General features: G+C 65.7%; 19 protein-coding genes and 2 pseudogenes. 8 read left to right on the top strand and 13 right to left on the bottom strand.

Annotation, left to right across the window (positions count from 1 at the left end):
* Nucleotides 1-29: 29 nt before the first annotated feature.
* The 5 genes from AC4FWB_RS14065 to AC4FWB_RS14085 form a co-directional block, all read right to left on the bottom strand.
* Entirely contained in the window at nucleotides 30-416 is a 387-nt protein-coding gene (locus tag AC4FWB_RS14065; protein WP_491026701.1) for a MaoC/PaaZ C-terminal domain-containing protein, read from the bottom strand.
* Nucleotides 413-1708 (bottom strand): NAD(P)/FAD-dependent oxidoreductase, encoded by a 1296-nt coding sequence (locus AC4FWB_RS14070; RefSeq protein WP_491026702.1) that lies wholly within the window; start codon nucleotides 1706-1708, stop codon nucleotides 413-415. Before AC4FWB_RS14070 ends, AC4FWB_RS14065 begins: the two co-directional genes overlap by 4 nt.
* A gap of 26 nt (nucleotides 1709-1734) precedes the next feature.
* Nucleotides 1735-2979, bottom strand: a complete 1245-nt coding sequence (locus AC4FWB_RS14075; protein WP_491026703.1) for a flavin-containing monooxygenase — start codon at nucleotides 2977-2979, stop codon at nucleotides 1735-1737.
* Between the two features lie 65 nt (nucleotides 2980-3044).
* Nucleotides 3045-3638, bottom strand: a complete 594-nt coding sequence (locus AC4FWB_RS14080; RefSeq protein ID WP_491026704.1) for an OsmC family protein — start codon at nucleotides 3636-3638, stop codon at nucleotides 3045-3047.
* Nucleotides 3639-3926: 288 nt separating this feature from the next.
* Nucleotides 3927-4163 carry a DUF1127 domain-containing protein gene (locus tag AC4FWB_RS14085; protein WP_491026705.1) on the bottom strand — a complete coding sequence of 79 codons (237 nt, stop codon included), beginning with the start codon at nucleotides 4161-4163 and terminating at the stop codon, nucleotides 3927-3929.
* A 381-nt stretch (nucleotides 4164-4544) separates the two neighbouring features.
* On the opposite strand from AC4FWB_RS14085, the gene AC4FWB_RS14090 reads away from it, so the two are divergent.
* Nucleotides 4545-5963 carry an NfeD family protein gene (locus AC4FWB_RS14090; protein ID WP_491026706.1) on the top strand — a complete coding sequence of 473 codons (1419 nt, stop codon included), beginning with the start codon at nucleotides 4545-4547 and terminating at the stop codon, nucleotides 5961-5963.
* The gene (locus AC4FWB_RS14095) at nucleotides 5960-6730 is read left to right on the top strand and encodes a slipin family protein (RefSeq protein WP_491026707.1); all 771 of its coding nucleotides are present in this window, start codon (nucleotides 5960-5962) and stop codon (nucleotides 6728-6730) included. Before AC4FWB_RS14090 ends, AC4FWB_RS14095 begins: the two co-directional genes overlap by 4 nt.
* Nucleotides 6731-6825: 95 nt before the next feature.
* On the opposite strand, the gene AC4FWB_RS14100 is transcribed toward AC4FWB_RS14095, so the two are convergent.
* Both AC4FWB_RS14100 and AC4FWB_RS14105 read right to left on the bottom strand, forming a co-directional pair.
* Nucleotides 6826-11001 (bottom strand): autotransporter outer membrane beta-barrel domain-containing protein, encoded by a 4176-nt coding sequence (locus AC4FWB_RS14100; protein WP_491026708.1) that lies wholly within the window; start codon nucleotides 10999-11001, stop codon nucleotides 6826-6828.
* A 223-nt stretch (nucleotides 11002-11224) separates the two neighbouring features.
* The gene (locus tag AC4FWB_RS14105) at nucleotides 11225-12184 is read right to left on the bottom strand and encodes an AraC family transcriptional regulator (protein ID WP_491026710.1); all 960 of its coding nucleotides are present in this window, start codon (nucleotides 12182-12184) and stop codon (nucleotides 11225-11227) included.
* Nucleotides 12185-12509: 325 nt separating this feature from the next.
* Between AC4FWB_RS14105 and AC4FWB_RS14110 the strand changes: the two genes are divergently transcribed.
* Together AC4FWB_RS14110 and AC4FWB_RS14115 are read left to right on the top strand one after the other, a co-directional pair.
* Nucleotides 12510-13655 (top strand): helix-turn-helix transcriptional regulator, encoded by a 1146-nt coding sequence (locus AC4FWB_RS14110; RefSeq protein WP_491026711.1) that lies wholly within the window; start codon nucleotides 12510-12512, stop codon nucleotides 13653-13655.
* Nucleotides 13656-13715: 60 nt separating this feature from the next.
* Nucleotides 13716-13889, top strand: a pseudogene (locus AC4FWB_RS14115) (slipin family protein); the annotation flags it as partial.
* Between the two features lie 64 nt (nucleotides 13890-13953).
* Here the strand turns inward: AC4FWB_RS14115 and AC4FWB_RS14120 are convergent.
* Nucleotides 13954-14883: a LysR family transcriptional regulator gene (locus tag AC4FWB_RS14120; RefSeq protein WP_491026712.1), complete on the bottom strand. Its 930-nt coding sequence runs from the start codon at nucleotides 14881-14883 to the stop codon at nucleotides 13954-13956.
* 99 nt (nucleotides 14884-14982) lie between these two features.
* Between AC4FWB_RS14120 and AC4FWB_RS14125 the strand changes: the two genes are divergently transcribed.
* A complete protein-coding gene (locus tag AC4FWB_RS14125) occupies nucleotides 14983-15993 on the top strand; it encodes a zinc-dependent alcohol dehydrogenase family protein (RefSeq protein ID WP_491026713.1) in 1011 nt (336 codons plus the stop codon).
* Between the two features lie 47 nt (nucleotides 15994-16040).
* Here the strand turns inward: AC4FWB_RS14125 and AC4FWB_RS14130 are convergent, their stop codons facing one another.
* The 4 genes from AC4FWB_RS14130 to AC4FWB_RS14145 form a co-directional block, all read right to left on the bottom strand.
* Nucleotides 16041-16517 (bottom strand): hypothetical protein, encoded by a 477-nt coding sequence (locus AC4FWB_RS14130; protein ID WP_491026714.1) that lies wholly within the window; start codon nucleotides 16515-16517, stop codon nucleotides 16041-16043.
* Between the two features lie 262 nt (nucleotides 16518-16779).
* Nucleotides 16780-19074, bottom strand: a complete 2295-nt coding sequence (locus AC4FWB_RS14135) for a xanthine dehydrogenase family protein molybdopterin-binding subunit (RefSeq protein ID WP_491026715.1) — start codon at nucleotides 19072-19074, stop codon at nucleotides 16780-16782.
* A complete protein-coding gene (locus AC4FWB_RS14140; RefSeq protein ID WP_491026716.1) occupies nucleotides 19071-20054 on the bottom strand; it encodes an FAD binding domain-containing protein in 984 nt (327 codons plus the stop codon). Before AC4FWB_RS14140 ends, AC4FWB_RS14135 begins: the two co-directional genes overlap by 4 nt.
* Nucleotides 20051-20500: a (2Fe-2S)-binding protein gene (locus AC4FWB_RS14145; RefSeq protein WP_491026790.1), complete on the bottom strand. Its 450-nt coding sequence runs from the start codon at nucleotides 20498-20500 to the stop codon at nucleotides 20051-20053. Before AC4FWB_RS14145 ends, AC4FWB_RS14140 begins: the two co-directional genes overlap by 4 nt.
* Nucleotides 20501-20991: 491 nt before the next feature.
* Here AC4FWB_RS14145 and AC4FWB_RS14150 point away from each other — a divergent pair, with 491 nt between their 5' ends.
* On the top strand, nucleotides 20992-21615 hold the full coding sequence (locus AC4FWB_RS14150; protein WP_491026718.1) for a TetR/AcrR family transcriptional regulator: 624 nt from the start codon (nucleotides 20992-20994) through the stop codon (nucleotides 21613-21615).
* Nucleotides 21616-21731: 116 nt separating this feature from the next.
* Complete coding sequence (locus tag AC4FWB_RS14155; RefSeq protein ID WP_491026720.1) at nucleotides 21732-22562, top strand: aldo/keto reductase; 831 nt, start codon at nucleotides 21732-21734, stop codon at nucleotides 22560-22562.
* 114 nt (nucleotides 22563-22676) lie between these two features.
* Here the strand turns inward: AC4FWB_RS14155 and AC4FWB_RS14160 are convergent.
* Nucleotides 22677-23047, bottom strand: a pseudogene (locus tag AC4FWB_RS14160) (endonuclease domain-containing protein).
* A 200-nt stretch (nucleotides 23048-23247) separates the two neighbouring features.
* Here AC4FWB_RS14160 and AC4FWB_RS14165 point away from each other — a divergent pair.
* Nucleotides 23248-24252, top strand: coding sequence for a LacI family DNA-binding transcriptional regulator (locus AC4FWB_RS14165; RefSeq protein ID WP_491026791.1), 1005 nt, complete (start codon nucleotides 23248-23250; stop codon nucleotides 24250-24252).
* The last annotated feature ends 4 nt before the right edge of the window (nucleotides 24253-24256 follow it).

Below are 24256 nucleotides of genomic sequence, written 5' to 3' on the forward strand. Positions count from 1 at the left end.
ACCGATAGGCAATCGGAGGCCCGGCGCATTCAGTCCCTGGCCAGCGGCACGGTGAACACCGTCGCGGTGCCGGTCAGGCAAATCTCGCCGGCTTCGTTGCGCACCGATGTCTCCAACTTCGTGATCGGCTTGTCGGCACGCACCTCCTTGACCTCGACCCGCCCGGTGATCAATTCGCCGACGCCTACCGCCTTGAGGATGCCCGAGGTGACGCCGCCCTGCACGATCAGCTTGCCGAACACCGAAGCCTCGGCGAGCCGCTTGTCGTAATGCAGCGGGTTGCGGTCGCCGGTCATGTCCGCGAACGCGTCGATATCCTGCGGCTGCGTGCGCCGCGAGCGCTCGGCGACGGCGCCCACTTGCGGCCGTCCCTTGATGACGCCGATCCATCCATCCTTCATCAAATGCACAGTCATGGTCTTGCTCCCGTTCGGTTGCGATAAAGGTTCGAGGCGCCGGCTGGGGCCTGCGGCTCATCCTGGTTGGCCGGCGCCCGATAAGTCGTCGGCGGGCCTTCGGGCGAGGCACGGCGGACCGGCATCGGCTGCCCGGCGAGCGCCTGCACCTCGGCCTTCATGACGGCGCTAAAGCGACGATGCCGCTCGCCGATGTCGGCGAGCGTCCAGTCGAAACCGGCAATGGCGTCCGTGGTGTCGAGGACCTGGTTGGCGAAAAGGTCGCGCTCCTGCTGCCAGGCCGCGAAGGCCGCCTTGGAGCCGTCGAGGACGGCGTGCGCCAGGCTCGCCGCATCGCGCAGCGCATCGGAAATGCCGTGCGAGGTGATCGGGTCGCGGAAGAAGCCGGCATCGCCGACCAGCGCCCAGCCCGGCCCATAGGCCTGGCGGATGTATCCCGGCACGCCGCGGAACGCTTGCAGGCGGGCGTCCTTCGGCGCGCGGCTTGCCTGTTCGGCAAGCGCCGGAGAAAGCGCCTCCAGCACCTCCATGCGAGCGCGCGCATGGCCGAGGCGGAAGCGCTGGTCGAACAGTTTTGTCGGCACCGAAGCGACGATGCAGGCAAGCCCGTCATTGGTGGGAATGAGGGAGCCGGCGATGCCGTCGCGAAAATACCAGTGGTAGCCGGCGCCGGGATCGACGGGCGCGTAGCCATAGACATGAGCGGCCGAGACCGCCCCGCTTCGCAATACCTGCGCGTCGCAGCATTTCGCCACCAGCGAGCCGATGCCGTCGGCGCCGACGACGATGTCGGCGCTCACCCGCAAGGCGGCGCGGCCGGCGCCGCGGATATCGACGCCGCGCACGCGCCCGCGTGTGTCGGCAAAGAGGTCGCCGACCGCCGTGTCGTGCAGGAATTCTGCGCCGGCCTTGCGCGCGGCGTCGACGAGCGTGCGGTCGAGCACGGTGCGCCGCGGCGCGATCAGGCCGGGAAGATCGGGCCCTGCGCTGAGTGGAATGGTGATCTCCTCGTCGCCATAGTGGAACGTCGTCGCCTCGATCAGCGGCGTGCCGGCCTCGAGCAGCGGCTCGAGCAGGCCCCATCGCGAAAGCTGCAGCACGGCGGGCCGCATCAGCGCATGCGTCGACAGCGTATCCGAGCCATAGGGTCTGCGGTCGATCGAAAGCACCTTCAGGCCGGCGCGGGCGAGCAGCAGCGCCGTGGAAGCGCCGGCGCATCGCGCGCCGACGATGATGGTGTCGTAGTGGGCCCGCTTGGGCGTAGGCGGCAGGGAAATCGCGGTTGTCGGCATCGTCATTGTCCTCAGGCGGCCCCTCTTCAGGCGGCTTGCCGGCCCTTTCGGTCGAGATAGCGGGAGATTTCGGCGGCGATCGCTTGCGCGTCCGCGCCGACGCCGCCGATGAAATTGGAATCGCGCTTGCGCAGGAAGCGGAAGCCGAGCGCGTAGAGGCCGGGAACACTGGTGACGCCGCCCTGATGCGCAAGCTCGCCGTCGGCGCCGAGCGCCAGCGGCTCCAGCCAGCCGAACGACCGCCGATAGCCGGTCGCCCAGATGATCGTGCGGATCGATCCGTCCGTCAGCGAGAGTTGCCGGCGGCGGACCGAAGGCACCGCCACCGGTTCGGGCCGGCCTGGTCGCGCGTCGCCGGCGAAGCGATCGATCTCGGCGAGCAGTCGCGTTTGCTTCATTTCTGCCGCCGCGATCTGCGCCGCAAGATCGTCGGCGAAGGCGATCTCGCGATCGGCAATGCCGTGGACGCGCCCGGTCAGCTCGACGCCCAGCGCCTGCAGCGTGGCGAGGTCGACATCGGCCTTGTCCGGCCGCCCGGCGAGCTGCAGCGAAGGCTGGCGCCTGGCGCTTTCGGGATTGGCGAGGTCTTGCGCACGCTGCGCCATGAAGCCCATCCGGCAGAGCCAGAAGAAGATGTCCTTGCCGCGCCACAGCCTCGGCAGGCGCGTATGCTTGCCGACCGACAGCGTCACGCGCCGGCCGGCCCGCGCCAGCTCGTCGGCGATCTGCACGCCGGAGGAGGAGGCGCCGACGATCAGCACCCCGCCGGGGGGCAGTTCGCCGGGGGAACGATATTGCGAGGCATGGATGCCCAGCGGCGCGCCCATCGTCTCGGACGCCCCCATGATCTTGGACCTAAAGGGGATCGCCGGCCGGTCGCAATGGCCGGTGGCCACAACGACGGCCTTGGCCGACCAGACGCCGGCGCCGGTGTCGAGCACGAAGCCGTTGCCGGTTCGCCTTGAGGAAAGAACCTCGACGCCGCATTCGACCGGCGCCTGCCAGCGCCCCGCATAGGCCTCCAGGGTCTCGACAAAGGCGGCCTTGCTCATGAAGTCGTCGGGATCGTCGCCTGCATAGGGCGAGCCGGGCAGCGCGTTCAGCCAGTTCGGCGTCAAGAGCCGGAGCGAGTGCCAGCTCTGCGACCGCCAGCGCTCGCCGATGCGGCCGCGCTCCAGCACGACATGGTCGATGCCGGCTTGGCCGAGGCAATGGCTGAGCGCAAGGCCGGCCTGGCCCGCGCCGACGATGACGACGTCAGCCCGTCTCATGGTTCTTGTCCGTTGGATTTGCTAGACGGTCCGGACTTTTGTCCGGACCGTCTTTCCGCCCTCCATCACTGGATGGTCTTGATCCCGACCGTGACCGGCACGCCCTTGGTCAGCACGTCGAACACCGCCGAGCGGGCGCGGGCCTGTTCGACCAGCTGGGTGAGCTTCTCGGCCGGCGCGTCGCCTTCGACCTCGAACGACACCTGGATGTTCTGGAAGCCGTTGCGGACCTCGTCGGAAATGCCGAGGATGCCGCGCAGGTCGATGTCGCCGTCGACCGAGCACTTGACCCGAGTGAGCTTGATGCCGCGCGCCGCCGCGATGTTGGCAAGGCCCGCCATCAGGCAGCTCGCCAGCCCATGCAGCAGCCATTCGACCGGGGTCGGCGCGTTGTCGGCGCCGCATAGAATGGCCGGATGGTCGCTGTCGGCATAGTACGGCTTCTCGTGCTTCTGCTCCTGGCCGGCGCCGAAGAAGCCATGCATGACGCTCTTGCTGTGCGTGCCCTCGATCCATTCATTGTGGGCGCGGAACTGGAACTTCGCCAGCTCCGGCTGGCCCGCCACGAAATTGATCGTCGCGATCAGGTTCGGCGTGTCGACGCCGTTGAGCGGAAGTCTTGCAGGCTTGGTGTTGGCAGGCTTGGTGCTGGGTTGCATTTTTGTCTCCTCCAAAAGGTGGGTTTGCGGCTTGGTTGCCGTGACGCTTTCCTTTGGCGGAAGAGCGTTTGAACGAGAGTGGGTGCGAGCGTGGAATTTTTGATACGCCCACCGTGGAAATTGCATCGTCCGTTTCATTTGGGCCCGTTTCATTCAGGGCGGACATTCGGCGCCGGAATCCGACGCCGGGAGGCAGGTCAGCGGGTAGGCCAGACGCGAAAACCCCGGCGATGCCGGGCTTTTCGATAGGCCTTCGAGCCGTCTCGGCCGCCGGGGCGGCCGAACGCTTCAGCTGTCCATCCCGTCCGTCTCGGAGGGCATGAGGCGCACCGAAGTATAGTGCTCGATCTGCGAGCGGCTGATGCCGAGATCCTTGAGCAGATAGTCTGGCATCGCCTGTAGCGCGGCGCGTTCGCTGCGCATCTTCATGGCGCGATAGGCTAGGCCGAGCGCGCGGCCGACGAAGCCGAACAGGCTGAAGCCGGCGTTGCGAGTTTCATTGGTTGTTCGAGCCAAAGTCGTCATTGTCGTCTCCATTGGTTGAGGACGCGTTCGTTCGCGCCGTCGACGAAGACAATGCCGGATGGGCGAGGGAGCCAGCGTTGGAGCTCGCGTCGAAACCGGCGTGGAATCGTGGGGAGGGCGAAAGCGCCGGAGCGCTCAATCTCCCCCCTTGTGGGGGAGATGGCCGGCAGGCCAGAGGGGGGCGCTGTCCCGCCGGCGTCTCAGTCGATAGCCACGTGCATCGCTTGGAAGATTGATGACGAAGGGAAGGTATGCCGGAAAGGTCGAGTTCCTTCGCGCCCCCCTCTGTCCTGCCGGACATCTCCCCCACAAGGGGGGAGATCAGCAGCTCATTGGACTTCGCCCGACACAACCCCATATTGAATCCAAGGAGCTTTGAGCGTGAGACTCGCGCGGGTGGCCCTTCTGGCAGCGGCCTTGGTGGCCGCCTTTCTCTTCCACTTCTCCTCGGCCGGAACGGCGGCGGAGAGGGTTGCTCTCAGCATCGCGATCGACGGCGCCATCGGTCCGGCGAGCTCGCGCCAGTTGAAGGAGGCGCTCAAGACCGCCGCCGAGCGCGACGCCGAGGTCCTCATCCTGCAGCTCGACACGCCGGGCGGCCTGGTCACCTCGATGCGCGAGATGATCGCCGACATCCTGGCCTCTCCGGTTCCCGTCATCGGCTATGTCGCGCCGGCCGGCGGCCATGCGGCAAGCGCCGGAACCTATATCCTCTATGCCACCCATGTCGCGGCGATGGCACCCGGCACCAATCTGGGCGCGGCGACGCCGGTCGAGATCGGCGGGCTGCCCTCGCTTCCCGGCGGCGAGAAGGACAAGGACGGGAAGGACGCCAGTGGGCGGCCGCCCGGCGACGCGATGATGGCCAAGGTGACTAATGACGCGGTGGCGCTCATCCGCTCGCTCGCCGAAATGCGTGGGCGCAATGGCGACTGGGGCGAGAAGGCCGTGCGCGAGGCGGCGAGCCTTTCGGCAAGTGCGGCGCTGCAACAACATGTCATCGACTTTGTCGCCCGCGACACCGCTGAGCTGCTGCAGCTGGCCGATGGCCGCACCGTCGACGTGGCCGGCAAGAAGGAGGTGCTGGCGACAAAGGGCCTGACCGTCGAGACGCTGGACCCCGGCTGGTTCATCCGCCTTCTCGCGGTCATCACCGATCCGAACGTCGCCGTCCTCCTGATGCTGGTCGGCTTCTACGGCATCGTCTTCGAGGTCACGAGCCCCGGCGCGGTGGCGCCGGGCGTCATTGGGGGTATCTGCCTCGTGCTCGCCCTCTATGCGCTCGATCTGCTGCCGATCAACTATACCGGGCTCGCTTTGATGCTGCTCGGCGTCACCTTCCTCATCGTCGAGGCCTTCAATCCGACGGTCGTGCTGGGGCTCGGCGGCGTGGCCGCTTTCCTGCTCGGCGCAGCCATGCTGCTTAAAGTGGAGGGGCCGGGCTTCGCCATATCGTGGGCGATCATCGGCCCCGCCGCCGCGCTGACTCTGGGGCTTGCGCTGCTTGCCGGCAGCTACCTCTGGGCGGCGCGGCGCAATCCGCCGCGCGTCGGCGGCGATGCCATGCGCGGCCTGCCCGTGGAGATCCTCGACTGGCAAGGCGGCGAGGGCCATGTGCTGGCGCTCGGCGAACGCTGGCGGGCGAAGGCCGATGAACCGATCGCACCGGGAGATCGCGCCGAGGTGACCGCCGTCAGCGACCTCGTGCTGACGGTGCGGCGGCGCGGTGCTGGAAACCAAGGGGCCGGAAACGAAGGGGCCAGACACGACGGGGCCGGAAACGACGGAGCAAAGCAATGACAGTCGCTTATGTCGCCTATCTGATCCTTGCGCTTGTGGTGATCATGTTCCTGTCGGCGGCCATCCGCATCCTGAGGGAATATGAGCGCGGCGTGGTCTTCACACTTGGCCGCTTCACCGGGGTCAAGGGGCCGGGCCTCATCCTCCTGGTGCCCTTCATCCAGCAGATGGTGCGGGTGGACCTGCGCGTGGTGGTGCAGGACGTGCCGCCGCAGGACGTCATCTCGCGCGACAACGTCTCGGTGAAGGTCAATGCCGTGCTCTATTTCCGCATCGTCGACGCCGAGCGCGCGATCATCCAGGTCGAGGATTTCATGACCGCCACCAACCAGCTGGCGCAGACCACGCTGCGTTCGGTGCTCGGCAAGCACGAGCTCGACGAGATGCTGGCCGAGCGCGACAGGCTTAACAGCGACATCCAGGAGATTCTGGACCAGCGCACCGATGCCTGGGGCATCAAGGTCTCCAATGTCGAGATCAAGCATGTCGACCTCAACGAGAGCATGGTCCGCGCCATCGCCAAGCAGGCCGAGGCGGAGCGGCTGCGGCGCGCCAAGGTCATCAACGCCGACGGCGAGCAGCAGGCGGCGGCCAAGCTCGTCGAGGCCGGCCGCATGCTGGCGGCCGAGCCGCAGGCCATGCAGCTGCGCTATTTCGAGGCCCTGCACGACATCGCCGGCGAGCGCTCTTCGACGGTGGTGTTCCCGCTGCCGATGGATCTGCTGCGGCAGTTTTTGAGGCCGGAGGGCGGGGGCGCGGGCGGTTGAGGCGAAGGCCGAGGTGACGGCCCATCTCCCCCGCAAGGGGGGAGATTACACGCTTCGCCGTCTTTGCGGGGGCGGCGGCCTTCCCACTCCTCGTATCAGAACTTGACGTTGAGGTTTGCCTTGGCGCCGTTGTCGGCGCTGTGGGCGCCGAACTGGCCGGCATAGAACAGGCCGAGCGTGGCATTGGCCGACATCTGCAGGTCGAACCCGGCCTCGATCACCGCGCTATCCGTGGCGATCGGCACGCCGGCGATGGTGAAGGCATCGCCGCCGGCGAAGGCGAAGGTCGAGGTTGGCGTGACATCGCCAACGGCGTGGCGCCAGCCGAGCGTGCCGCGCGCGGTTGTCTTGATCCCGCCGAGCTCCAGGTCGGTCGAGGCGCGCAGCCCGAGCGTGGTGAAGGTCGCATTGGTGGTCGAGCTGGCGCTGGTCAGCGCCGCGCCGCCGCCTTGCTCGGTGAAGCCGTCCGTATGCACGCTGACATAGGCGAGATTGGCGAACGGCTCGAACTTGAAGCGCCCGGCATCCACCTTGTAGGCGAGTTCGCCGAACACCTGCGCCGTGCCGGCATCGTAGTCAGCCGACAGGGCGTCGGTAAAACCGTTGAAGGCGATCGCGCGTTTCGTCGAAAGGCTGTTCCAGCTATAGGCTGCGCCGGTGCGGAAGGCGATGGCGTCCCAGTTGGTGCCGCCATAGAGACCGACATGGTAGCTGTCGGCGTCGCCGGAGGAGTTGCGGTCGTCGGCGTCGAAGGAGGAATGGCTGTAGCCGCCGATCAGGCCGACGCGCCAGTCGCCGACCAGGCCGTCCGCGCCAGCCAGCAACCCGCCGGTCGAGCGGCCGAAGGTGGCAGCATTGCCATCACTGTCGGTGTTGCCCCACGAGCCGAAGGCCTGGCCCCAGACGGCGAAGCGACCGGTGTCGGCGGTCACCATTTCCGGTCCGCCCTCGCCATAGGCCATGACCGGCAGTGGCGCCGCGCCGACATCGCCGAAGGCAGCAGCGATGCGTTTGGTGGCGGCGTCGCGGAGGAAGCGGCTGTCTTCCAGCAGCATCCCCTTGGCCGAGGCATGGATCTCGCCCGACAGCTGATCGAAGGCGCCCTGGGCAGCCGCCTCGGTGGGCAACGCCATGATGGCATCATGAAGCGGATTGCCGCTGCCCAGGCTTTCAGCGCCGCCGCCGGTGGCGATCTGGTTGGGCGTCAGACCGACCGAGGCGAAGGACTTTGCCTGCACTACGTCGAGATACACATGCGTCGCGTCGTAATTGGCGAGAAGGCCGATGAACGGGCCGGCCCCGCTGAGCGTGTAGGTGCCGGTGACGCCCGCATCGGCCTGCAGCACCGTGTAATGCGTGCCCAGCACATAAGGCGCGGCATCCGTCTTGATCACGTCGAGGACCGCGCCGGCGGCGATCGTCGCCGTGCCCGTTGCCTGGAAGAGATCGGATTGGCCGGTCGAGGTCAGTTCGACCTGGTAGATCGAGCCCGCCGCCTGGTCGATATTGCCCGCAACATTGAGCGTGCCGATCGAATTGCCCGGCGCGATGATGCCGCCCGACTGCGCCACGATGCCGCCCACCGTGCCGTTGCCGCCCAATATGCCGCCTGAGATCGTCACCAGCGAGTTGGCCAGGGAACCGTTCACGGCCAGCCGTCCGCCGGTCACGTTGGTGGCGCCGGTGAAGCCGCTGGAATCGGCCGTCAGGTTCGTCATGCCGGCGATCTGGTTGACCGTGCCAGCGCCGCTGATCGCCGAAGCGAAGGTATAGTTCGTGCTCGTATGATTGAAATTGATTGCGCCGGTGCCGGCGCCGAACTGGACGGCCGAAGCGTTGAGTATGCCGGGCGCCAATGCCGCCGCTCCGGCTGCGCCACCGATGTTGAGCGTGCCGATGGAACCCGCATGGCTGGCAATGGTGACGGTGCCACCGACCGAAACCGCGCCGCCGTTCGAGATTGTCAGCGTACCCGTGCCGTCGACGCCGACATCGAGGCCCGCGCTGGTCCAGATCGAGCCGATGCCGTCCACCGTCGCAGTGCCGGTCGAGCCTGGATTGTAACCGATGTAGCCCCAGGCATTGCTGACCGCGCCGCTGTTCAAGACCTTCAATGCGCCGGTTCCGAGGCTGCCGACATAGAGGTCGCCGCTGTTGACCCAGGCGGAATTCGCACCGTCCACCGTCGCAGTACCTGTTCCTGTAGCAGTGCCGCCAATTGTGCCGCCTGCGCTCGTGACGGTTCCCCCGCCCGAGATCGTCAGTGTGCCGGTGCCCCAGTTGCCGACAAGCAGGCTTGAGCTGTTGAGCCAGCTGGAGCCGGCGCCATCGACGGTCACCGTGCCGGTGGAGCCTCCCGAGTAACCCACCTGGCCGACAGTGTTCTTGACGGTTCCGCCGTTCAGGATTGTCAGCGTGCCAGTACCGCCTCCGCTGACGCCGACATAGAGGGCCGAACTGCTATTCCATGTCGAGCCGGCGCCGTCGACCGTCGCGGTGCCGAGAGAATAGTTCCCGACATAGCTCAAAACGCTGTCGACGGTGCCGCCGTTCGAAATGGTCAGCGTGCCTGTACCGGAGTTGCCGACAACGAGAAGGCTCCCGCTATTGGTCCATTTCGAGCCCACGCCGTCGACCGTCACCGCCCCCTTGGAACCGGAAGACTTGCCCACATAACCCATGGCATTGCTGACCGCGCCGCCGTTCAGGATGTTCAGCGTGCCCGTGCCCAGAGCGCCGACAAACAGGTCGGAACTGTTTGTCCAGGTCGAGCCCGCGCCGGTGACGGTGGCTATGCCGCTGGAGCCAGCCTGCGCGCCAATCGCGCCGATGGTGTTGCCGACCACGCCACCGTTCGAGACTGTCAGCGTGCCCGTGCCGGAGCCGCCGACACTCAATTTTGCGCTGTTTTTCCAGGCCGAACCCGCGCCGTCGACCGTTGCGGTTCCCACGCCTGATCCATCACCGACAATACCCTCGACATTGCTGACCATGCCGCCGTTGGAGATTGTCAGCGTGCCGGTGCCAAAGCTGCCGATCGAAAGGGACCAGCTATCGGTCAAGGCCGACCCGGCGCCATCGACTGTAATCGATCCGGTGGAACCGGCGGCGTATCCGACAAAACCGGCGCTGGTGCTCACGACACCGCCGTTCGTGATCGCCAGCGCGCCAGCACCATTTTGACCAATGACGAGGTTCCCGTTATTGGTCCAGGTCGAGCCGGCACCGTCGACAAAAACCTTGCCGTTCGAGCCTGCCTTCGTGCCAGCGACCCCCGAGTAATTGCTGACGGCGCCACCGTTGGTGATCGCCAGATTGCCCGTGCCGAAGTTGGCGACATAGAGATCGGAGGCGTTGGTCCAGGTCGAGCCGGCACCGTTGACGAACACCAAGCCGGTCGAGCCTGCCTGGTTGCCGACATAGGCCTTGTCATTGCTGACGGCGCCACCGTTGGTGATCGCCAGATTGCCGGTGCCGTTGTCACCAACGGTCAGCGACCCGCTGTTGGCCCAGGTCGAGCCGGCCCCGTCGATCGAGACTGTGCCGTTCGAAGTGGTGCCTTTGCCGATCGACCCATCGGTGTCGCCGACTGTGCCGCCGTTGGTAATATTTAGTATGCCGGGGCCGTTCTGCCCCACCGCCAAGGTTGAGCTGTTGGTCCAAGTCGAACCAGCGCCGTCAACGGACATGACCGCAAAGGCGTCGTCGCCATCCCCCAGGATGCCCCTGACATTGCTGATCAGGCCACCATTGAGGATGGAGACCGTCCCCGTGCCTTGCGCCCCGACATAGAAATCGTCGGCGTGCAGCCACGCCGATCCCACGCCGTCCACGGTGACCGTACCGATGGAGCCCGCGAATCTGCCAACGGAGCCTTGCGAATCGCTCAGAGTCCCGCCGTTGATGATTTTCAGCGAACCGACATCGCCGGCATTCCTGCCCACGAAAACCACGAGCCCATTGGCGCCAGCGCCGCTAATCACCGTTGGGTTCGGGGTGAGCGTGTTGATGTTGACGAAATTGGTGGCGTCGGGCACCGCGCCCGGGGTCCAGTTGCCAGGATCGAACCAATTGGTCGAAATCGCACCGTTCCAGGTCACGTCGGCGGCGGTCGCCGGCAAGGTCGTTCCGACAAGGCCGGCCGCGCCGAGCATCAGCGCGAGCGAACTGACGCTGGTCATGTGGCGAGGGTTGCGCAAGGGGTTGAGGCAGTTCGCCGGCGCGGTCGAAGTCAGCGTCACCTTGCGGTGTCCAGATATGGTCTGCGGCATTCAATCCCCTGATATGACAGTCGTTTCACCCTGTGGCTGACATGTCATTGGAGCCAGGCGTTGTCTTGGGCAGGGCCGCACTGGAATTGGACTGGAAAGAGGTGCCGTGTCTTTTCCGCGCGCTGTGATGGTTTTGCATCATTGGTCAGGCGCGGGGCATCAGTTCTCATTGAGAGGGAATCGGAGAGGAAAATCGAGTCGCCTGGCCGGTTTGGGCCCGGCTCTATCTGGCACTGCTTGGCGTATGGCCGAAGCGACGGCGGAAGCAGCGATTGAAGTACGACACGTCGCTGAATCCGCTTATCATGGCAATTTCGCTGACCCGCATGTCGTCATTGTGCCTCTGCGAGAGCATCTTGTGTGCTCTCTGCAGGCGCAGTTCGAGAACACGCTCGGAAAAGCTGACACCCGTCTCTTGAAGCAGATCGTGAACATAGCGCGGCGACAGGCCGAGTTCTTTTGCGACACCTTGCGCGGAGATGCCGGGGTTGGCGAAATTATCTGCGATCTTCGCCAGGACTGCCTGCAACCTGGCCGCTCGCAGGCCCCGCAGGCCGGCCAATTCGGCAGCCTCGCCTTTCGCGCCGGTCACTGCGGCGGTGATCAAATCGGCGATGTGATCAGCCGCGAATTGCTTGATGGACGAAGGGCTGGGGTGCTGCTGTCCTGCCAGCACTTTGACATAGGCCCGCACCAAATCGATTGCGCTCGATCGCTGGGGCACCGCCGCCATAAAGCGATCTCCGAGATCGACGCATCGTTGTCGAACACGCGCTCGTTCCACCTGCACCGCTATCAGGCCGCATTTGCCGTCGGCCAATTTGATCCAGGATGGCTCGCGCTGTTCTATCAGCACGAAAGCTCCGACAGCGAGTTCGACACTGCGGCCGGATTGTTCGACGCACATCGACGAACTGTCGGCATTGCATAGCAGCACCACGTTGTCGGTATTCTCGGTGGCAATATCGTTGGCTGTTCGCGAAATCGATTTCACGGTGCCACGTATCGATCCGACGGAAACCTCACTGGTTCGTGCTATTCTCAACTCGCCTTCGAAGGACATTTCAGCCGCAGGGTCGGCATGCAAATGCGCATATCCGGACGAGAGCGAGGCAATCCATTGGTCTTTTCGTAGCGCCTCATCGCCGGCCAGGTCGCCGGAGCTGTAAACTATCCTCTGCATGGTTCCCCTTATGCTGGCAATTGAGCCGATGAAAACACCGTCTTTCGCGACAAGGAAGCGCCCCCGACAAACCCGAGGCTTAAAAAATCGAACTCGGCGCTTTCCATCCCAGGAATAACCAGCAACACTGATCGCTTGGCGTTCAACCGATTGAACCCTTAATTGAACTCGACGGCACCTGGCGTCACCCGAAAGTATGATGCCAGCGAGAACCTCCAAGCGGGATCGGCGTCTTTGCGCCGAGCCGCTGTCAAAATGTTGCTGGTTTCATCTTTGCCCGCCATCCGTCATGCGAGGTTGGGCATGCTAGGGGTTAGGAGAAGCGGTGGAGAGCCTGGGCAGCGAACTGCTGTGTTCGATTATCGGTGATATCTATGATTGCGTCGTGAATCCGGGAGGCTGGGCCGGAGTAATGACCCGGATCACCGAAGCCATCGACGCGGCCTACACCACCGTCACTCTTGCCAGCACCGCTGACAATAATGGCCGGTTCACGGCTCAATCGCCCTGGGATCCCGTGCAGATGCGCGTGCTCCAGGAAGACTATGACTTCGATGGGATTCCCGGACTGAAGGCGGCAGTCCTTGGCGACATCGACACGCCTGTCACGACGCTGTCGCGGATGAGCGAGACCGAACTCCAGCGAACGCCATTTTTTCAGAACTGGGCCAAGCCGCAGGGATTGCGCGAGGCCTGCATCACCAAATTCGTTCATACGCCGGATCGGATCGGGCTGATGGGCTGCACCACGCGTGCCGACAGGGGCATCATAACCGTTGAGGAGCAGCGTTTCCTGGCATTGCTCTCGCCGCACCTGCGCCGTGCTTCGCTGATTGGAGATCTGCTCGATCAGGCCCGCATAACCGCTAATCTTTATCGCCAGGCGCTCGATCATCTCGCAGTGCCTGTTGTTCTTACCGGCGCCAACGGAGCAATCCTCCATGCGAATGGGGCTGCCGAGCAGATGTTTTCCGGGCAAGGCGCTATTTTGTCCAAGAACGGTCTGCTGCAGCCGCAGAACCCGGTGATGACCCGTGCCCTGCTGGAAGCAATCGCCACGGCGGCGAGCACGGATGCCTTGCTTGGCTGCCGCGGCATAGGGCTGCCCGTTTCAGCCCCTGGTCAACCGCCCGCCGTAGCCTATGTGTTGCCGCTGAGCGAAGGAACCGCGCGCGCAGCGTTCCGACCCGCTCGTGTCGCCGTTTTCGTGTCGACCACGACCTCCGCTTCGCCACTCCCCGAGGCCGTTCTCACCACGCTGTTCGACCTTACCCCCGCGGAGGCACGGGTCCTCCTGCTGATCGGTGGCGGATTGTCCGCGTCCAAGAGCGCGTTATCGCTCGGTATCGGTGAAAACACGTTGAAGACCCATCTCAACCGAATCTTCGCCAAAACCAACACCAAGCGCCAAGCTGATCTTGTCAAACTCGTTTCGGACATAGGCGCGCCCCTCGCGTCCCATCGGCGCTGAAGCCTGGCCTTCCTCTGTGGACGAGGCGCCGGTATTCTGGTGGCTCCAGTCTGCGTCGCGGCCGCGGCGAAACTGGTCGAAGCCGCCCGCATGCTGGCCGCCGAGCCTATTTTCGAGGCCCTGCGCGACATAGCCGGCGAGCGCTCTTCCACGGTGGTGTTCCCGCTGCCGGTGGATTTGTTGCGGCAGTTCCCGAGGCAGCCGGAGGCAGGGGGTGGAGGCGCAAGCGGCTGAGAGCGCAGGCAACTGCGGTGGCGTCGCCGGAACTGCCAATCTTCCCTTTGTGGGATCGGCAGCTTCACGTCCTCCAGGGCGGCACGGGCGAAAAGCGTTTTCCGATCCAGTCGGCGAAGGCGCGGGTCTTGGCGGCCTGGCCCTTGGCCGAGGGCATGACGACATAGACGGCGCCCTCGTCGGCCAGCGTCCAGTTCTCCAGGATCGGCACAAGCCGCCCGTCGGCGAGCTCGCGGCCGACCAGCCAGTCGGTGCTCATCATCAGGCCGACGCCTTGCACGGCGGCCTCGACCAGCACCTCGGCATCGTCGGTGACCAGCGGCCCGGAAACCTCGACGCGCACGCGCCGGCCTTCGCTGTCGGTCATCTCCCAGGCCGGAAAGGTCTGGAAGCCGGAGAAACCGAGGCAGCTGTGCTGGAGCAGCGCCTGCGGTGTTTCCGGCCGACCCCGCCGGGCGAGATAGGAGGGAGCCGCGCAGAGCAGCCGGCGCCGTGTCGCTACCTTGCGCGCTACCAGGCGCGAATCCTCCAGCGCTCCGAGCCGCACCGCGACGTCGAAATTCTCGGCGACCAGGTCGGCGAAACGGTTGGAGAATTCGGCCTCGATGCGGATATCGGGAAATTCGGCGAGAAACCGAGGCAATAATGGCCCGATCCACATGCGCCCGAATGTGCCGGGCAATGCCAGCCTGAGCAGGCCGCGCGGCCCGCCGGCTGCATGCGCCGACGCGGCCGCCTCGGCCTCGTCGACCGAGGCGAGGATGGCGCGCACGCGCGGCAGGAATTCCGCTCCGGCCTCGGTCAGCGAGACGCTGCGCGTCGTGCGATGGAGCAGCCTGACACCCAGCCGCTCCTCCAGCGATTGGAGGCGGCGCGACAGGATGGTGGCGTCGCGCCCGACCCGTGCAGCTGCCCTGGTGAAGGAACGCGCTTCGGCGATGGCCGCGAAGGCCGCCATTTCCGCAAGCGCGGTAGGTTGATGGGATTGCTGCATATTTCGCAATACTAAAATGTGAAAGTCGAGAATTATCCAGAAATAGCGCAGCAGCTAGTTTCACTCAACCCATCCATCATCCAGTCCCGGAGTGAAACCATGAAAGCCATTGAACTCAGCCAACCCAGGCTCGACGCTTTCCGCGCCGCCACCGTCGCCACGCCGGAACCGCAGCGCGGGGAGGTCCTGATCCGCCAGCGCGCGGCGAGCCTCAATTTTGTCGATGTCGCGGTGGCCAGCGGCAACTATCCCGGACCGAGCTTCCCGCTCATCCCGGTCGCCGACGGCGCCGGCGAGATCGTCGCGCTCGGCGAGGGCGTGACCCGCTTCGCTGTCGGCGACCGCGTCGTCGCCCATGCCAAGCCGCGCTGGATCGGCGGCCGCCCGCGGCCTTACGAGATGACGCAGATGCGCGGCATTTCGCTCCCCGGATCGCTCGCCGAATGTGTGGCGCTGCCGGCCAACTCGGTCGTGCCGATCCCCGCGCATCTCTCCTTCGAGGCGGCGGCGACGCTGCCAATCGCCGGCACCACTGCCTGGAACGCGATCCGCGCCGCCGATGTCGGGCCCGGCTCGGTGGTCGTGCTGCTCGGCACCGGCGGCGTGTCGATCTTCACGCTGCAACTCGCCAAGGCAGCCGGGGCCACCGTCATCATCACCTCGTCATCGGACGAGAAGCTGGAGAGGGCCAAGGCGCTCGGCGCCGATCACCTCATCAACTACCGCGCGACGCCCGATTGGGACGGCAAGGTGCTGGAGCTGACCGACGGCCTCGGCGCCGACCTCGTCGTCGAGACCGGCGGCTCCGCCACCTTCGCCCGCGCCGTCAACGCCACCGCGCCCGGCGGAACGCTCTTCACCATCGGCTTCGTCACCGGCGCCGAGGCCACGGTCAACCTGCTGCCGATCATCATCAAGGCGCTGAAGGTGGTCGGCAACAACACCGGATCGGTGTCCGACCTGCGCGACGCCGCCCGCGCCATCGGCGCGGCCAGGATCGAGCCTGTCGTCGACAAGGTCTTTTCACAGGACGAGGCGGCCGAGGCCTACACGCACATGGCTGCCGGCGGCCTGCATTTCGGCAAGCTGGTATTTGGCTTGGAGTGGTAGGCTGGCCTTCGCCGGCATCTCCCCCCAAGTGGGCGAGATCGGCGGCTTCAATCCGCCTCGCCGCCCGAAGTTTTCCAGCACTCGGCCAGCACCTTGCCGATCGCGGCGCCGGAGCCTTTCAGCGGGAAACTCGCCTGGCCGTACTTATCGGCGGAAACCGTCACCTCGCCCTTGCCGCGCAGCAACGCAAGCAGCGGGTCGTTCTTGCTCAGCTCGATGGTGAAATAATTGTACATCGCCTCAAGCCGGAGCGTCCTGGTCACGCTCTTGCTGCCGGCCTTGAAGGTGAAGGACCCGCTGATCCCGGGCTCGAGCTGTCCGCCGGCCGCGCCCAGATCGTAGCTCAGCACCGGCTTGCCGAAGCAGGCCAGCATCAGATGCGCGTCGCCCTTCGGCCCGCCGCAGACCGAAGCCATCAGCACGCTGCCGCCTTCGTCCATCTTGGCGGACCAGGAACAGGAGGCGGCTTGGGCGGGAAGGGTGGTGAGCAGGGTCAGGACAATTGCGGCCAATGCGCTTTTCATGATGTTCCCCCGCTGTGGTAGGGGGATCATACAGAGATTGGCGAAAGCCGGCGAGCTGCCAATCTCCCCCCAAGTGGGGGAGATGTCCGGTAGGACAGAGGGGGGCGCTGTCCCGCCGGTGTCTCAGTTGATCGCTGCGCTACGCTCGGAAGCGATTGGGTAGGCTGAAGTCGGGAGAGAAGCCGAGTTCCTTCGCGCCCCCCTCTGCCTTGCCAGGCATCTCCCCCACAAGGGGGGAGATTGGCAGCTTCAGCGCCGGCGCCTAAATCAACTTCTCCAGCGTGATCGGCAGATCCCTGACCCTTTTCCCCGTGGCATGGAACACCGCATTGGCGATCGCCGGGGCGACGCCGACGATGCCGAGCTCGCCCACGCCCTTGCCGCCGAGCGCGGAGGAGTGCGGGTCGGGGATGCCGACCGAGATCGTCTGGATATCCGGGATGTCGGCATTGGTCGGCAGCATGTAGTCGGCGAGATTGCCGTTGACGATGCGGCCGTGCCGGCGGTCGACGATGCCTTCCTCCAAGAGCGCCTGGCCGATGCCCATGATGATGCCGCCCTTCCACTGGCTTTCGGCCAGCTTCGGGTTGTAGAGCCGGCCGGAATCCAGCGCCGACACCACGCGTGAGACGCGCACCGTGCCGAAGTCCTCGTCGACCCGCACCTCGACGAAATGCGCGCACCAGGAATGGCGCGAATAGTCGCCCTCGGTGTGCGGGATCGCCACGGCGATGGTGGTGTAGTTGTTGTAGCGCTGCTCCGGCGTGAAGCTGGCCGGAACGGTGTCGCCCTTGGCTTCGATCCGTTCGCGGCCAAGCGTGCTCATCAGCTCGGCGATCGATAGCTCCGGCCCTTCGCCGCGCGGCGAGGCGATGCGGCCGTCTCTCACTTGCAGTGTGTTCGCCTGCAGCTTCTGGAAGGGCGAGCGCGGATCGGAGAGCGCCAGCCCGACCAGTTCGTCGAGCGCCTGGCCGGCCGCCTTGTAGACGGCGCCGGTCATGACGCCGGCAAGCCGCGAGCCGCCGGTGACGCCGGCGCGAGCGAAGCGGGAATCCCCCAGTTTCACCGAAACCTGGTCGACCGGCACACCGAGCGTCTCGGCGGCAGTCTGGGCGAGGATCGTGTAAGTGCCCTGGCCCATGTCGATGGAGGAGCTTTCGACCTCGACCGAACCGTCGGCGAGGATTCTTACAACCGCCTCGCCATAGGCGCGACGCACCGGATAGGTGCCGGCAGCCACGCCCCAGCCGACGAGCTGATGGCCGTCGCGCATCGAGCGCGGCGCGGCCGAGCGCTTCGCCCAGCCGAAGGCCTCGGCGCCGGCAGCGAAGGCCTCGCGCAACTGGCGTGTCGACCACGGCTTTTTCGCTTCCGGATCCTGTTCGGCATAGTTGATCAGCCGCATTTCCAGCGGATCCAGCCCAAGCTCATAGGCGAGCTCATCGATAGCGCTCTCGATGCCGAAGGCGCTGGGGTTCTCGCCCGGCGCGCGTTTTGCGCCCGGCACCACCGTGTTCACCCGCACCACATTCTGCTTCGAGGAGAAGTTGGGTGTTGCGTACATGATCGAGGTGACGGAACCCAGCGGCTCGACCCATATGCCGTCGACCGCCGTCTCGTTGACGCCGCGATGCACGATCGACTGGATCTTGCCGTCCCGGTCGGCGCCGATCGCAACCGTCTGGCGTGTCGCCGCGCGGCCGCCATAGGAGGTGAAATTCTGCGGGCGGTTGAGCACCAGCTTCACCGGCCGCCCGAGCATCTTCGCCGCTGCCGCCGCCACCGCGCTGTGCGCGAGGGCGAGGGCCTTCGAGCCGAAGCCGCCGCCGATATAGGGCGACACCAGCCGCACATTCTCGAACGGCACGCCGAACCATTCGGCATAGGTGCGCGCCATGCCGTCCAGCCACTGGCTGGGCTCCCAGATGGTGAGCGCGTCGCCTTGCCAGCGCGCGATCAACCCATGCGGCTCCATCGCCGCCTGGAACTCGCGCGGCGTGTTGTAGGCCACGCAGACGCGCACCGGCGCTTCGGCGAAGGCGGCTTCGGCGTCACCCCATTCCTTGGTCATGGCGTCGATCGGGATGCCGTCGCCGGCCTTGCCGTCGCTCAAATCGACGATGGCCGGCGTCTCGTCATAGCTGACCTTGACCAGCGCTGCCGCCGCCACCGCCTGCTCGAAAGTCTCGGCTACCACCGCCGCGACGTGCTGGCCGGAATAGGTGACCTCGCGGGCCAAAGGGCAATAGGTTTCAGCGGATGGCGGTCTGCCGAACCAGTCCGATGCACCCTTCAGCTCCATGATTGTGTCGGGGGTCAGCGCCGCCAGCACACCGGGCGCGGTCTCGGCCGCGCGTGTGTCGATCGCCGTCACCTTGCCGGCGGCGATGGTCGCGCCGACCAGCACCGCATGCGCCAGCCCTTCGAGCTGCTGCTCGACGGCGTAATGCGCGGCACCGGTGATCTTGGCCGGACCGTCGACGCGCGACAGCCGCCCGCCGACCGCTTCGAGGCGCACGCTATCCGACGCTGCGTGTTTCATGTCGTGAACGGTCATGCCGTCTCTCCCAATTTGAGGATGGCGCGCGCGACAACGCGCGGCGCCAATGCGATCTTGTAGTGGTTGGCGCCATGGTCGACGGCACCCTCCATGGCGAGCTCGCTCGCCTTGCGGACTATGTCTTCGTCGAGCGCCTGGCCTTTGAGCGCCTCTTCGACCTCGCGCGCCCGCCACGGTTTTGTGGCAACACCGCCGAGCGCGACGCGGATGTCGCGGATGGTGCGGCCGTCGCTTTCAAGCTCCAGCCCGACTGCCGCGCTCGCCGCCGCGAATTCATAGGACTGGCGGTCGCGCACCTTGAGGTAGGTCGAGCGTCTGGCTGCGGCCGAGCCGGGGATCTCGATTGCCGTGATCACCTCGCCGGGGCGGATGTCGTGCTCCTGTTCGGCTGTGGCGCCGGGGGCGAGGAAGAAGTCCTCGACCTTCAACTTACGCTCGCCGAGATCGACCTCGGCGTCGAAGGCGACGAGCGCGATGGCGAGATCGCCCGGATAGGTGGCGATGCAGGCCTCGCTGATGCCAAGTACGGCATGGCCGCGCGTCACGCCGCCGATCGCCGAGCAGCCGCTGCCGGCCAAGCGCTTGTTGCAGGCCGGGAAGTTGGCGGGATCGCGGAAATACGGGCAGCGCGTGCGCTGCATCAGGTTGCCGCCGATGGTCGCCATGTTGCGGAGCTGCGCCGAGGCGGCCTGCCACAGCGCCTCCGACACGGCCGGGAAATGGCTCTTCACCCCGGCATGGTCGGCGACATGGCTCATCTTCGCCAGCGCGCCGATCACGGCGCGGTCGGCGGTAACGTCGATGGCGTTGAGGCCCTCGATATGGCTGATGTCGATGACGGTCGAGGGTTCGGCGACGCCGCATTTGGCGAGGTCGACCAGCGTCGTGCCGCCGGCAAGCAGCATGGCGCCGGGAAGGACGGCCGCATTGCGCGCAGCCTCGACGCTGTCGGCGCGAAGATAGGAAAAGTCTCTCATGAGCGGAGCTCCCTGGCTGCCTGGCGGACGGCGGCGACGATGTGCGGATAGGCGCCGCAGCGGCACAGATTGCCGGCCATGTATTCGCGGATCTCCTCGTCGGAGCCGGCATGGCCTTCGCGGATGCAGGCCACCGCCGACATGATCTGGCCCGGCGTGCAATAGCCGCATTGGAAGGCGTCCTGTTCGAGGAAGGCGGCCTGCACGGCGTGGAGCGTGCCGTCCTCGTCGGCCAGCCCCTCGATGGTGGTGATCGAGCGGCCCTCGACCTGTGTCGCGAGCGTCAGGCAGGCCAGCACCCGCTCCCCGTCGACATGGACGGTGCAGGCGCCGCACTGGCCCTGGTCGCAGCCTTTCTTGGTGCCGGTGAGGTGGAGCCGCTCGCGCAGCGCGTCGAGCAGCGTCACACGCGGCTCGACATCGAGCGCATGAGTCTCGCCGTTGATGGTGAGGTGGAGGGAGAGGGTGGTCGGGCTGGGCTGAGTTGTTGCGCTGTTCTCGGCGAGGCCGTTCCTGAAATGGCCGTCTTCGGGAGGATCGATGATGGTCTGGCTGCTTTGGCTGGTCATGGGGCGTCGGGCTCCGATTGCTGGACGCTAGGGGGATGGAAATGGGGCTTGGGAGGAGAGGGGCAAGGGAAGGCGCAGCCTAATCTCCCCCCTCGAGGGGGGAGATGGCCGCGAAGCGGTCAGAGGGGGTCGTCTCACGTAGAACGCCAACGCCGTCTGGCGTCGCGGAGGGCGCCGGCGCTTCACGCGCAGCGACCCCCTCTGTCGCCTTCGGCGACATCTCGCCCTCGAGGGGGGAGATTCCGCGCTGAGCACGTGACATACCGCTTCCCCTGATTATATGATAAAGGTGCTCCACTAAAACGGAGGCACCTCCGTTTAACTACGTGGGGGCTGACCCGCGTTGGTTCAAGCCCCATATTGCGAGAGTGGAGAAAAAACTGTCCGACGAGCCGCCAGAGACTGCCGAAAAGCCGGAAGTGCCGGCTCAGAAGCCGCTGCGCGCCGATGCGCAGCGCAACCGCGACAAGCTCGTCGAGGTGGCGGCGCAGGCTTTCGCGGCCGACGGCGTCGATGCCTCGCTGGAGGAGATCGCGAAACGGGCAGGGGTCGGCATCGGCACGCTCTACCGGCATTTCCCGACGCGCGAGCATCTGGTCGAGGTGGTCTACCGCCGCGAGGTGGAAGGGCTCTGCCAGGCGGCGGAGGAGCTTGCCCGCGATCATCCGGCCGACGTCGCGCTGGAACTCTGGATGCAGCGCTTCGTCGACTACATCGCCACCAAGCGCGGCCTCGCCACAAGTCTTCGCATCCTGCTCACCACCAACTCGACGCTGTTCTCCGACACCTCCGGCCGGGTCTCGCAGGCCATGCGGCGCCTGATCGAAGCGGCTGCCGCCTCGGGAAAAATCCGCGCCGACGTCGACGCCTCCGATGTAATGCATGCGCTGGGCGGCATCTACTCCGCTCCCAACACGCCCGATTGGCGCGAGCGCTCGGGACGGCTGGTGAAGCTCTTGATGGATGGGCTGCGGTTCGGGGCGAGGGGGTGAAACTGCCAATCTCCCCACGAAGGGGGAGATTGGCAGTTTCGGCGTCATCGACTGGCATTCAGGGGAGCGCGGCCTACATAGGCGGGGCCAACCCACCGTGCAGAAGGAACCGCCGCATGCCTGAACAGCTCACCTTGAACGACGGCTCGAAAATCCCCCAGATCGGCCTAGGCGTGTGGCAGGTCGATCCGGATATCACGTCACAAGTCGTGCGCTGGGGGATCGAGGCCGGCTACCGCCTGATCGACACAGCCGAGGGCTACCGCAACGAGGAGGGCGTGGGCGAGGCGATCCGCGCCGCAGGCCTGCCGAGGGCTGAGCTGTTCATCACCTCGAAGCTGCGCAATGGCGGCCACCAGCGCGATGCGGCGCTTCGCTCCTTCGACGACACGATGCAAAAGCTCGGCATCGACCAGATCGATCTGTTCCTCATCCATTGGCCGGTGCCCAGCCAGAACAAATATCTTGAAGCCTGGAAGACGCTGGTCGAGCTCAAGCAAGCCGGTCGCATTAAGTCGGTCGGCGTCTCGAACTTCAATCAGGATCATCTGGAGCGCATCATCGGCGAGACCGGCGTGACGCCGGTCGTCAACCAGATCGAATTGCACCCGCGCTTCCAGCAGCGCGACAGTAGAGAGTTCCACAAGAAGCACGACATCAGAATAGAAAGCTGGAGCCCGCTGGGCAGCGGCCGGCTGCTCGCCGACCCGACGCTGGAAGGCATTGCCAAGAAGCACGGCAAGTCAGTGGCGCAAGTCATCATCCGCTGGCACTTGCAGCAAGGGCTGATCGTCATTCCGAAATCGATCCACCAGGAGCGCATCGCCGGCAATTTCGCCGTCTTCGATTTCGAACTGGATGGCGAGGACATGCAGACCATCCGGGGGATGGACTCCGCCGACGGCCGCACCGGGCCCGATCCGGCGACGGCGGCGTTTTTGTTCTGAGGATTAGCGTCTCTCCTTGTGGAGCCTCGTGGAGCCGGCGGTGAAGCTGCCAATCTCCCCCCTCGTGGGGGAGATGTCCGGCAGGACAGAGGGGGGCGCTGTCCCGCCAACCTCTCAGGTCGGTCCAGCCAATCCGGCCGCAATAACAATATGATGACAGACATTGTCGATGTCACGGATCACATCGTAGTTCCAGAAACGCAGGACGATCCAGCCATCCTCTTCTAGACGCTTGGTTCTCGAAGTATCTGCCTCGGCAACGCCCGCGTTCCCGTGTTGTGAGCCATCGACCTCCACGATCAGCTTCTTCTTTGGGCAAGCGAAGTCGACAATGTAACCCGCTATCGGAACTGTCTGCGGAAGCCGAGGCCCATCAGTCGGTGGGCACGAAGTTCGTTCCAGAGTTTCAGTTCGGCATCTGTCATGACCTTGCGCATCGATCTTGCGTTGGCGCGATGTCGGGGCGGCAAGGGCGTATGTGGCATGGTGGAGCTACGGAACTGAGTTGTCTCGCCAACGCTTCTACTCTACGGCGCCCCCCTCTGTCCTGCCGGACATCTCCCCCACGAGGGGGGAGATCAGCAGTTCCGCCGACGGCGCTTTCCGGCAACGTCCGCGGTTGCTCACCTTGGAAATCGCGAAACCTCTGGCTACGCTTGCACCCCTGTAGCTCAGGAGCCCACCCATTCCAAAGCCAACCTTCCTCGAAATAGCCCGCCGCGCCGGCGTCGGTACGGCGACCGTCGAGCGCGTGCTGAATGGCAGGGGCGGGGTCCGCCCAGAGACCGTCGAGAAGGTGGTTGCGGCGGCGCGCTCGCTCGATTATCCGCGCCGGCTGCCTGAGGCGCATCGCGGCGTCATCCGCATCGAGGTGATCCTGGTCAGGCCTGACGCCACTTTCTTCGCCCGCCTTTCCCGCGCCTTCGAACGCATCGCGGCCACCCTCGACCGCACCATTGCCGTCCACCGCACCTTCCTTGATGAAGCGAACCCCGCCGCGATCGCCAGGCGCATCCTCGAGCCGGATCTCCGCCGCGCGGCGCTTATCCTCGCCGTGCCCGACCATCCGCTGGTGAGCGCGGCGCTCGCGAAACTCGAAGCCGAAAACATCCCGACGGTGCAGATCGTCACCCAGATCTCCGGCACGAAGAGTACCTATGTCGGCATCGACAACTACGCCGCCGGCCGCATGGCCGGGCTGCTGATGGCGCGCATGCAAAGGCGGCCGGGCAAGGTGGTCGCGATCTGCCATAGCCAAATCTACCGCGTCCATCGCGACCGTGTGCGCGGCTTCTTCGATTACCTGATCGAAGAGGGCCGCGACTTCGAGCCGGTCGCGGCGCTCTTCGGTTTCGACGACGGCGACCGCAACGCCGAGCAACTGCACGAGGCGCTGAAGCGCTGGCCCGATCTTGCCGGCCTCTACAATGCCGGCGGCGCCAACACCGCGCTGAACGAGGTGCTGCGAAAGTACCCTAGAGGCCGCGGCATCTTCTTCGTCGGCCACGAGTTGACCGAACGCAGCACGCGGGCCTTGCGCGACGGCACGATGGACGTCGTGCTCGACCAGGCGCCGGAGGCCCAGGCGCGCCGCGCCATCGACCTTGTGCTTGCGGCACTCAACCTGCACGACCTGCCGGTCGACAACCCGCCGATCCGCTTCATCACCTTCACCGCCGAGAACCTTTGATCTG

The organism is Mesorhizobium sp. LEGMi-168a (assembly GCF_058312955.1).

Excerpts from the sequence above, each read along its gene's own strand:
- AC4FWB_RS14155 (WP_491026720.1), top strand. The coding sequence starts at position 21,732 with ATGCCTGAACAGCTCACCTTGAACGACGGCTCGAAAATCCCCCAGATC.
- AC4FWB_RS14085 (WP_491026705.1), bottom strand. The coding sequence starts at position 4,163 with ATGACGACTTTGGCTCGAACAACCAATGAAACTCGCAACGCCGGCTTC.
- AC4FWB_RS14130 (WP_491026714.1), bottom strand. The coding sequence starts at position 16,517 with ATGAAAAGCGCATTGGCCGCAATTGTCCTGACCCTGCTCACCACCCTT.
- AC4FWB_RS14075 (WP_491026703.1), bottom strand. The coding sequence starts at position 2,979 with ATGAGACGGGCTGACGTCGTCATCGTCGGCGCGGGCCAGGCCGGCCTT.
- AC4FWB_RS14080 (WP_491026704.1), bottom strand. The coding sequence starts at position 3,638 with ATGCAACCCAGCACCAAGCCTGCCAACACCAAGCCTGCAAGACTTCCG.
- AC4FWB_RS14105 (WP_491026710.1), bottom strand. The coding sequence starts at position 12,184 with ATGCAGAGGATAGTTTACAGCTCCGGCGACCTGGCCGGCGATGAGGCG.
- AC4FWB_RS14070 (WP_491026702.1), bottom strand. The coding sequence starts at position 1,708 with ATGCCGACAACCGCGATTTCCCTGCCGCCTACGCCCAAGCGGGCCCAC.
- AC4FWB_RS14065 (WP_491026701.1), bottom strand. The coding sequence starts at position 416 with ATGACTGTGCATTTGATGAAGGATGGATGGATCGGCGTCATCAAGGGA.
- AC4FWB_RS14125 (WP_491026713.1), top strand. The coding sequence starts at position 14,983 with ATGAAAGCCATTGAACTCAGCCAACCCAGGCTCGACGCTTTCCGCGCC.
- AC4FWB_RS14135 (WP_491026715.1), bottom strand. The coding sequence starts at position 19,074 with ATGACCGTTCACGACATGAAACACGCAGCGTCGGATAGCGTGCGCCTC.
- AC4FWB_RS14120 (WP_491026712.1), bottom strand. The coding sequence starts at position 14,883 with ATGCAGCAATCCCATCAACCTACCGCGCTTGCGGAAATGGCGGCCTTC.
- AC4FWB_RS14095 (WP_491026707.1), top strand. The coding sequence starts at position 5,960 with ATGACAGTCGCTTATGTCGCCTATCTGATCCTTGCGCTTGTGGTGATC.
- AC4FWB_RS14140 (WP_491026716.1), bottom strand. The coding sequence starts at position 20,054 with ATGAGAGACTTTTCCTATCTTCGCGCCGACAGCGTCGAGGCTGCGCGC.
- AC4FWB_RS14100 (WP_491026708.1), bottom strand. The coding sequence starts at position 11,001 with ATGCCGCAGACCATATCTGGACACCGCAAGGTGACGCTGACTTCGACC.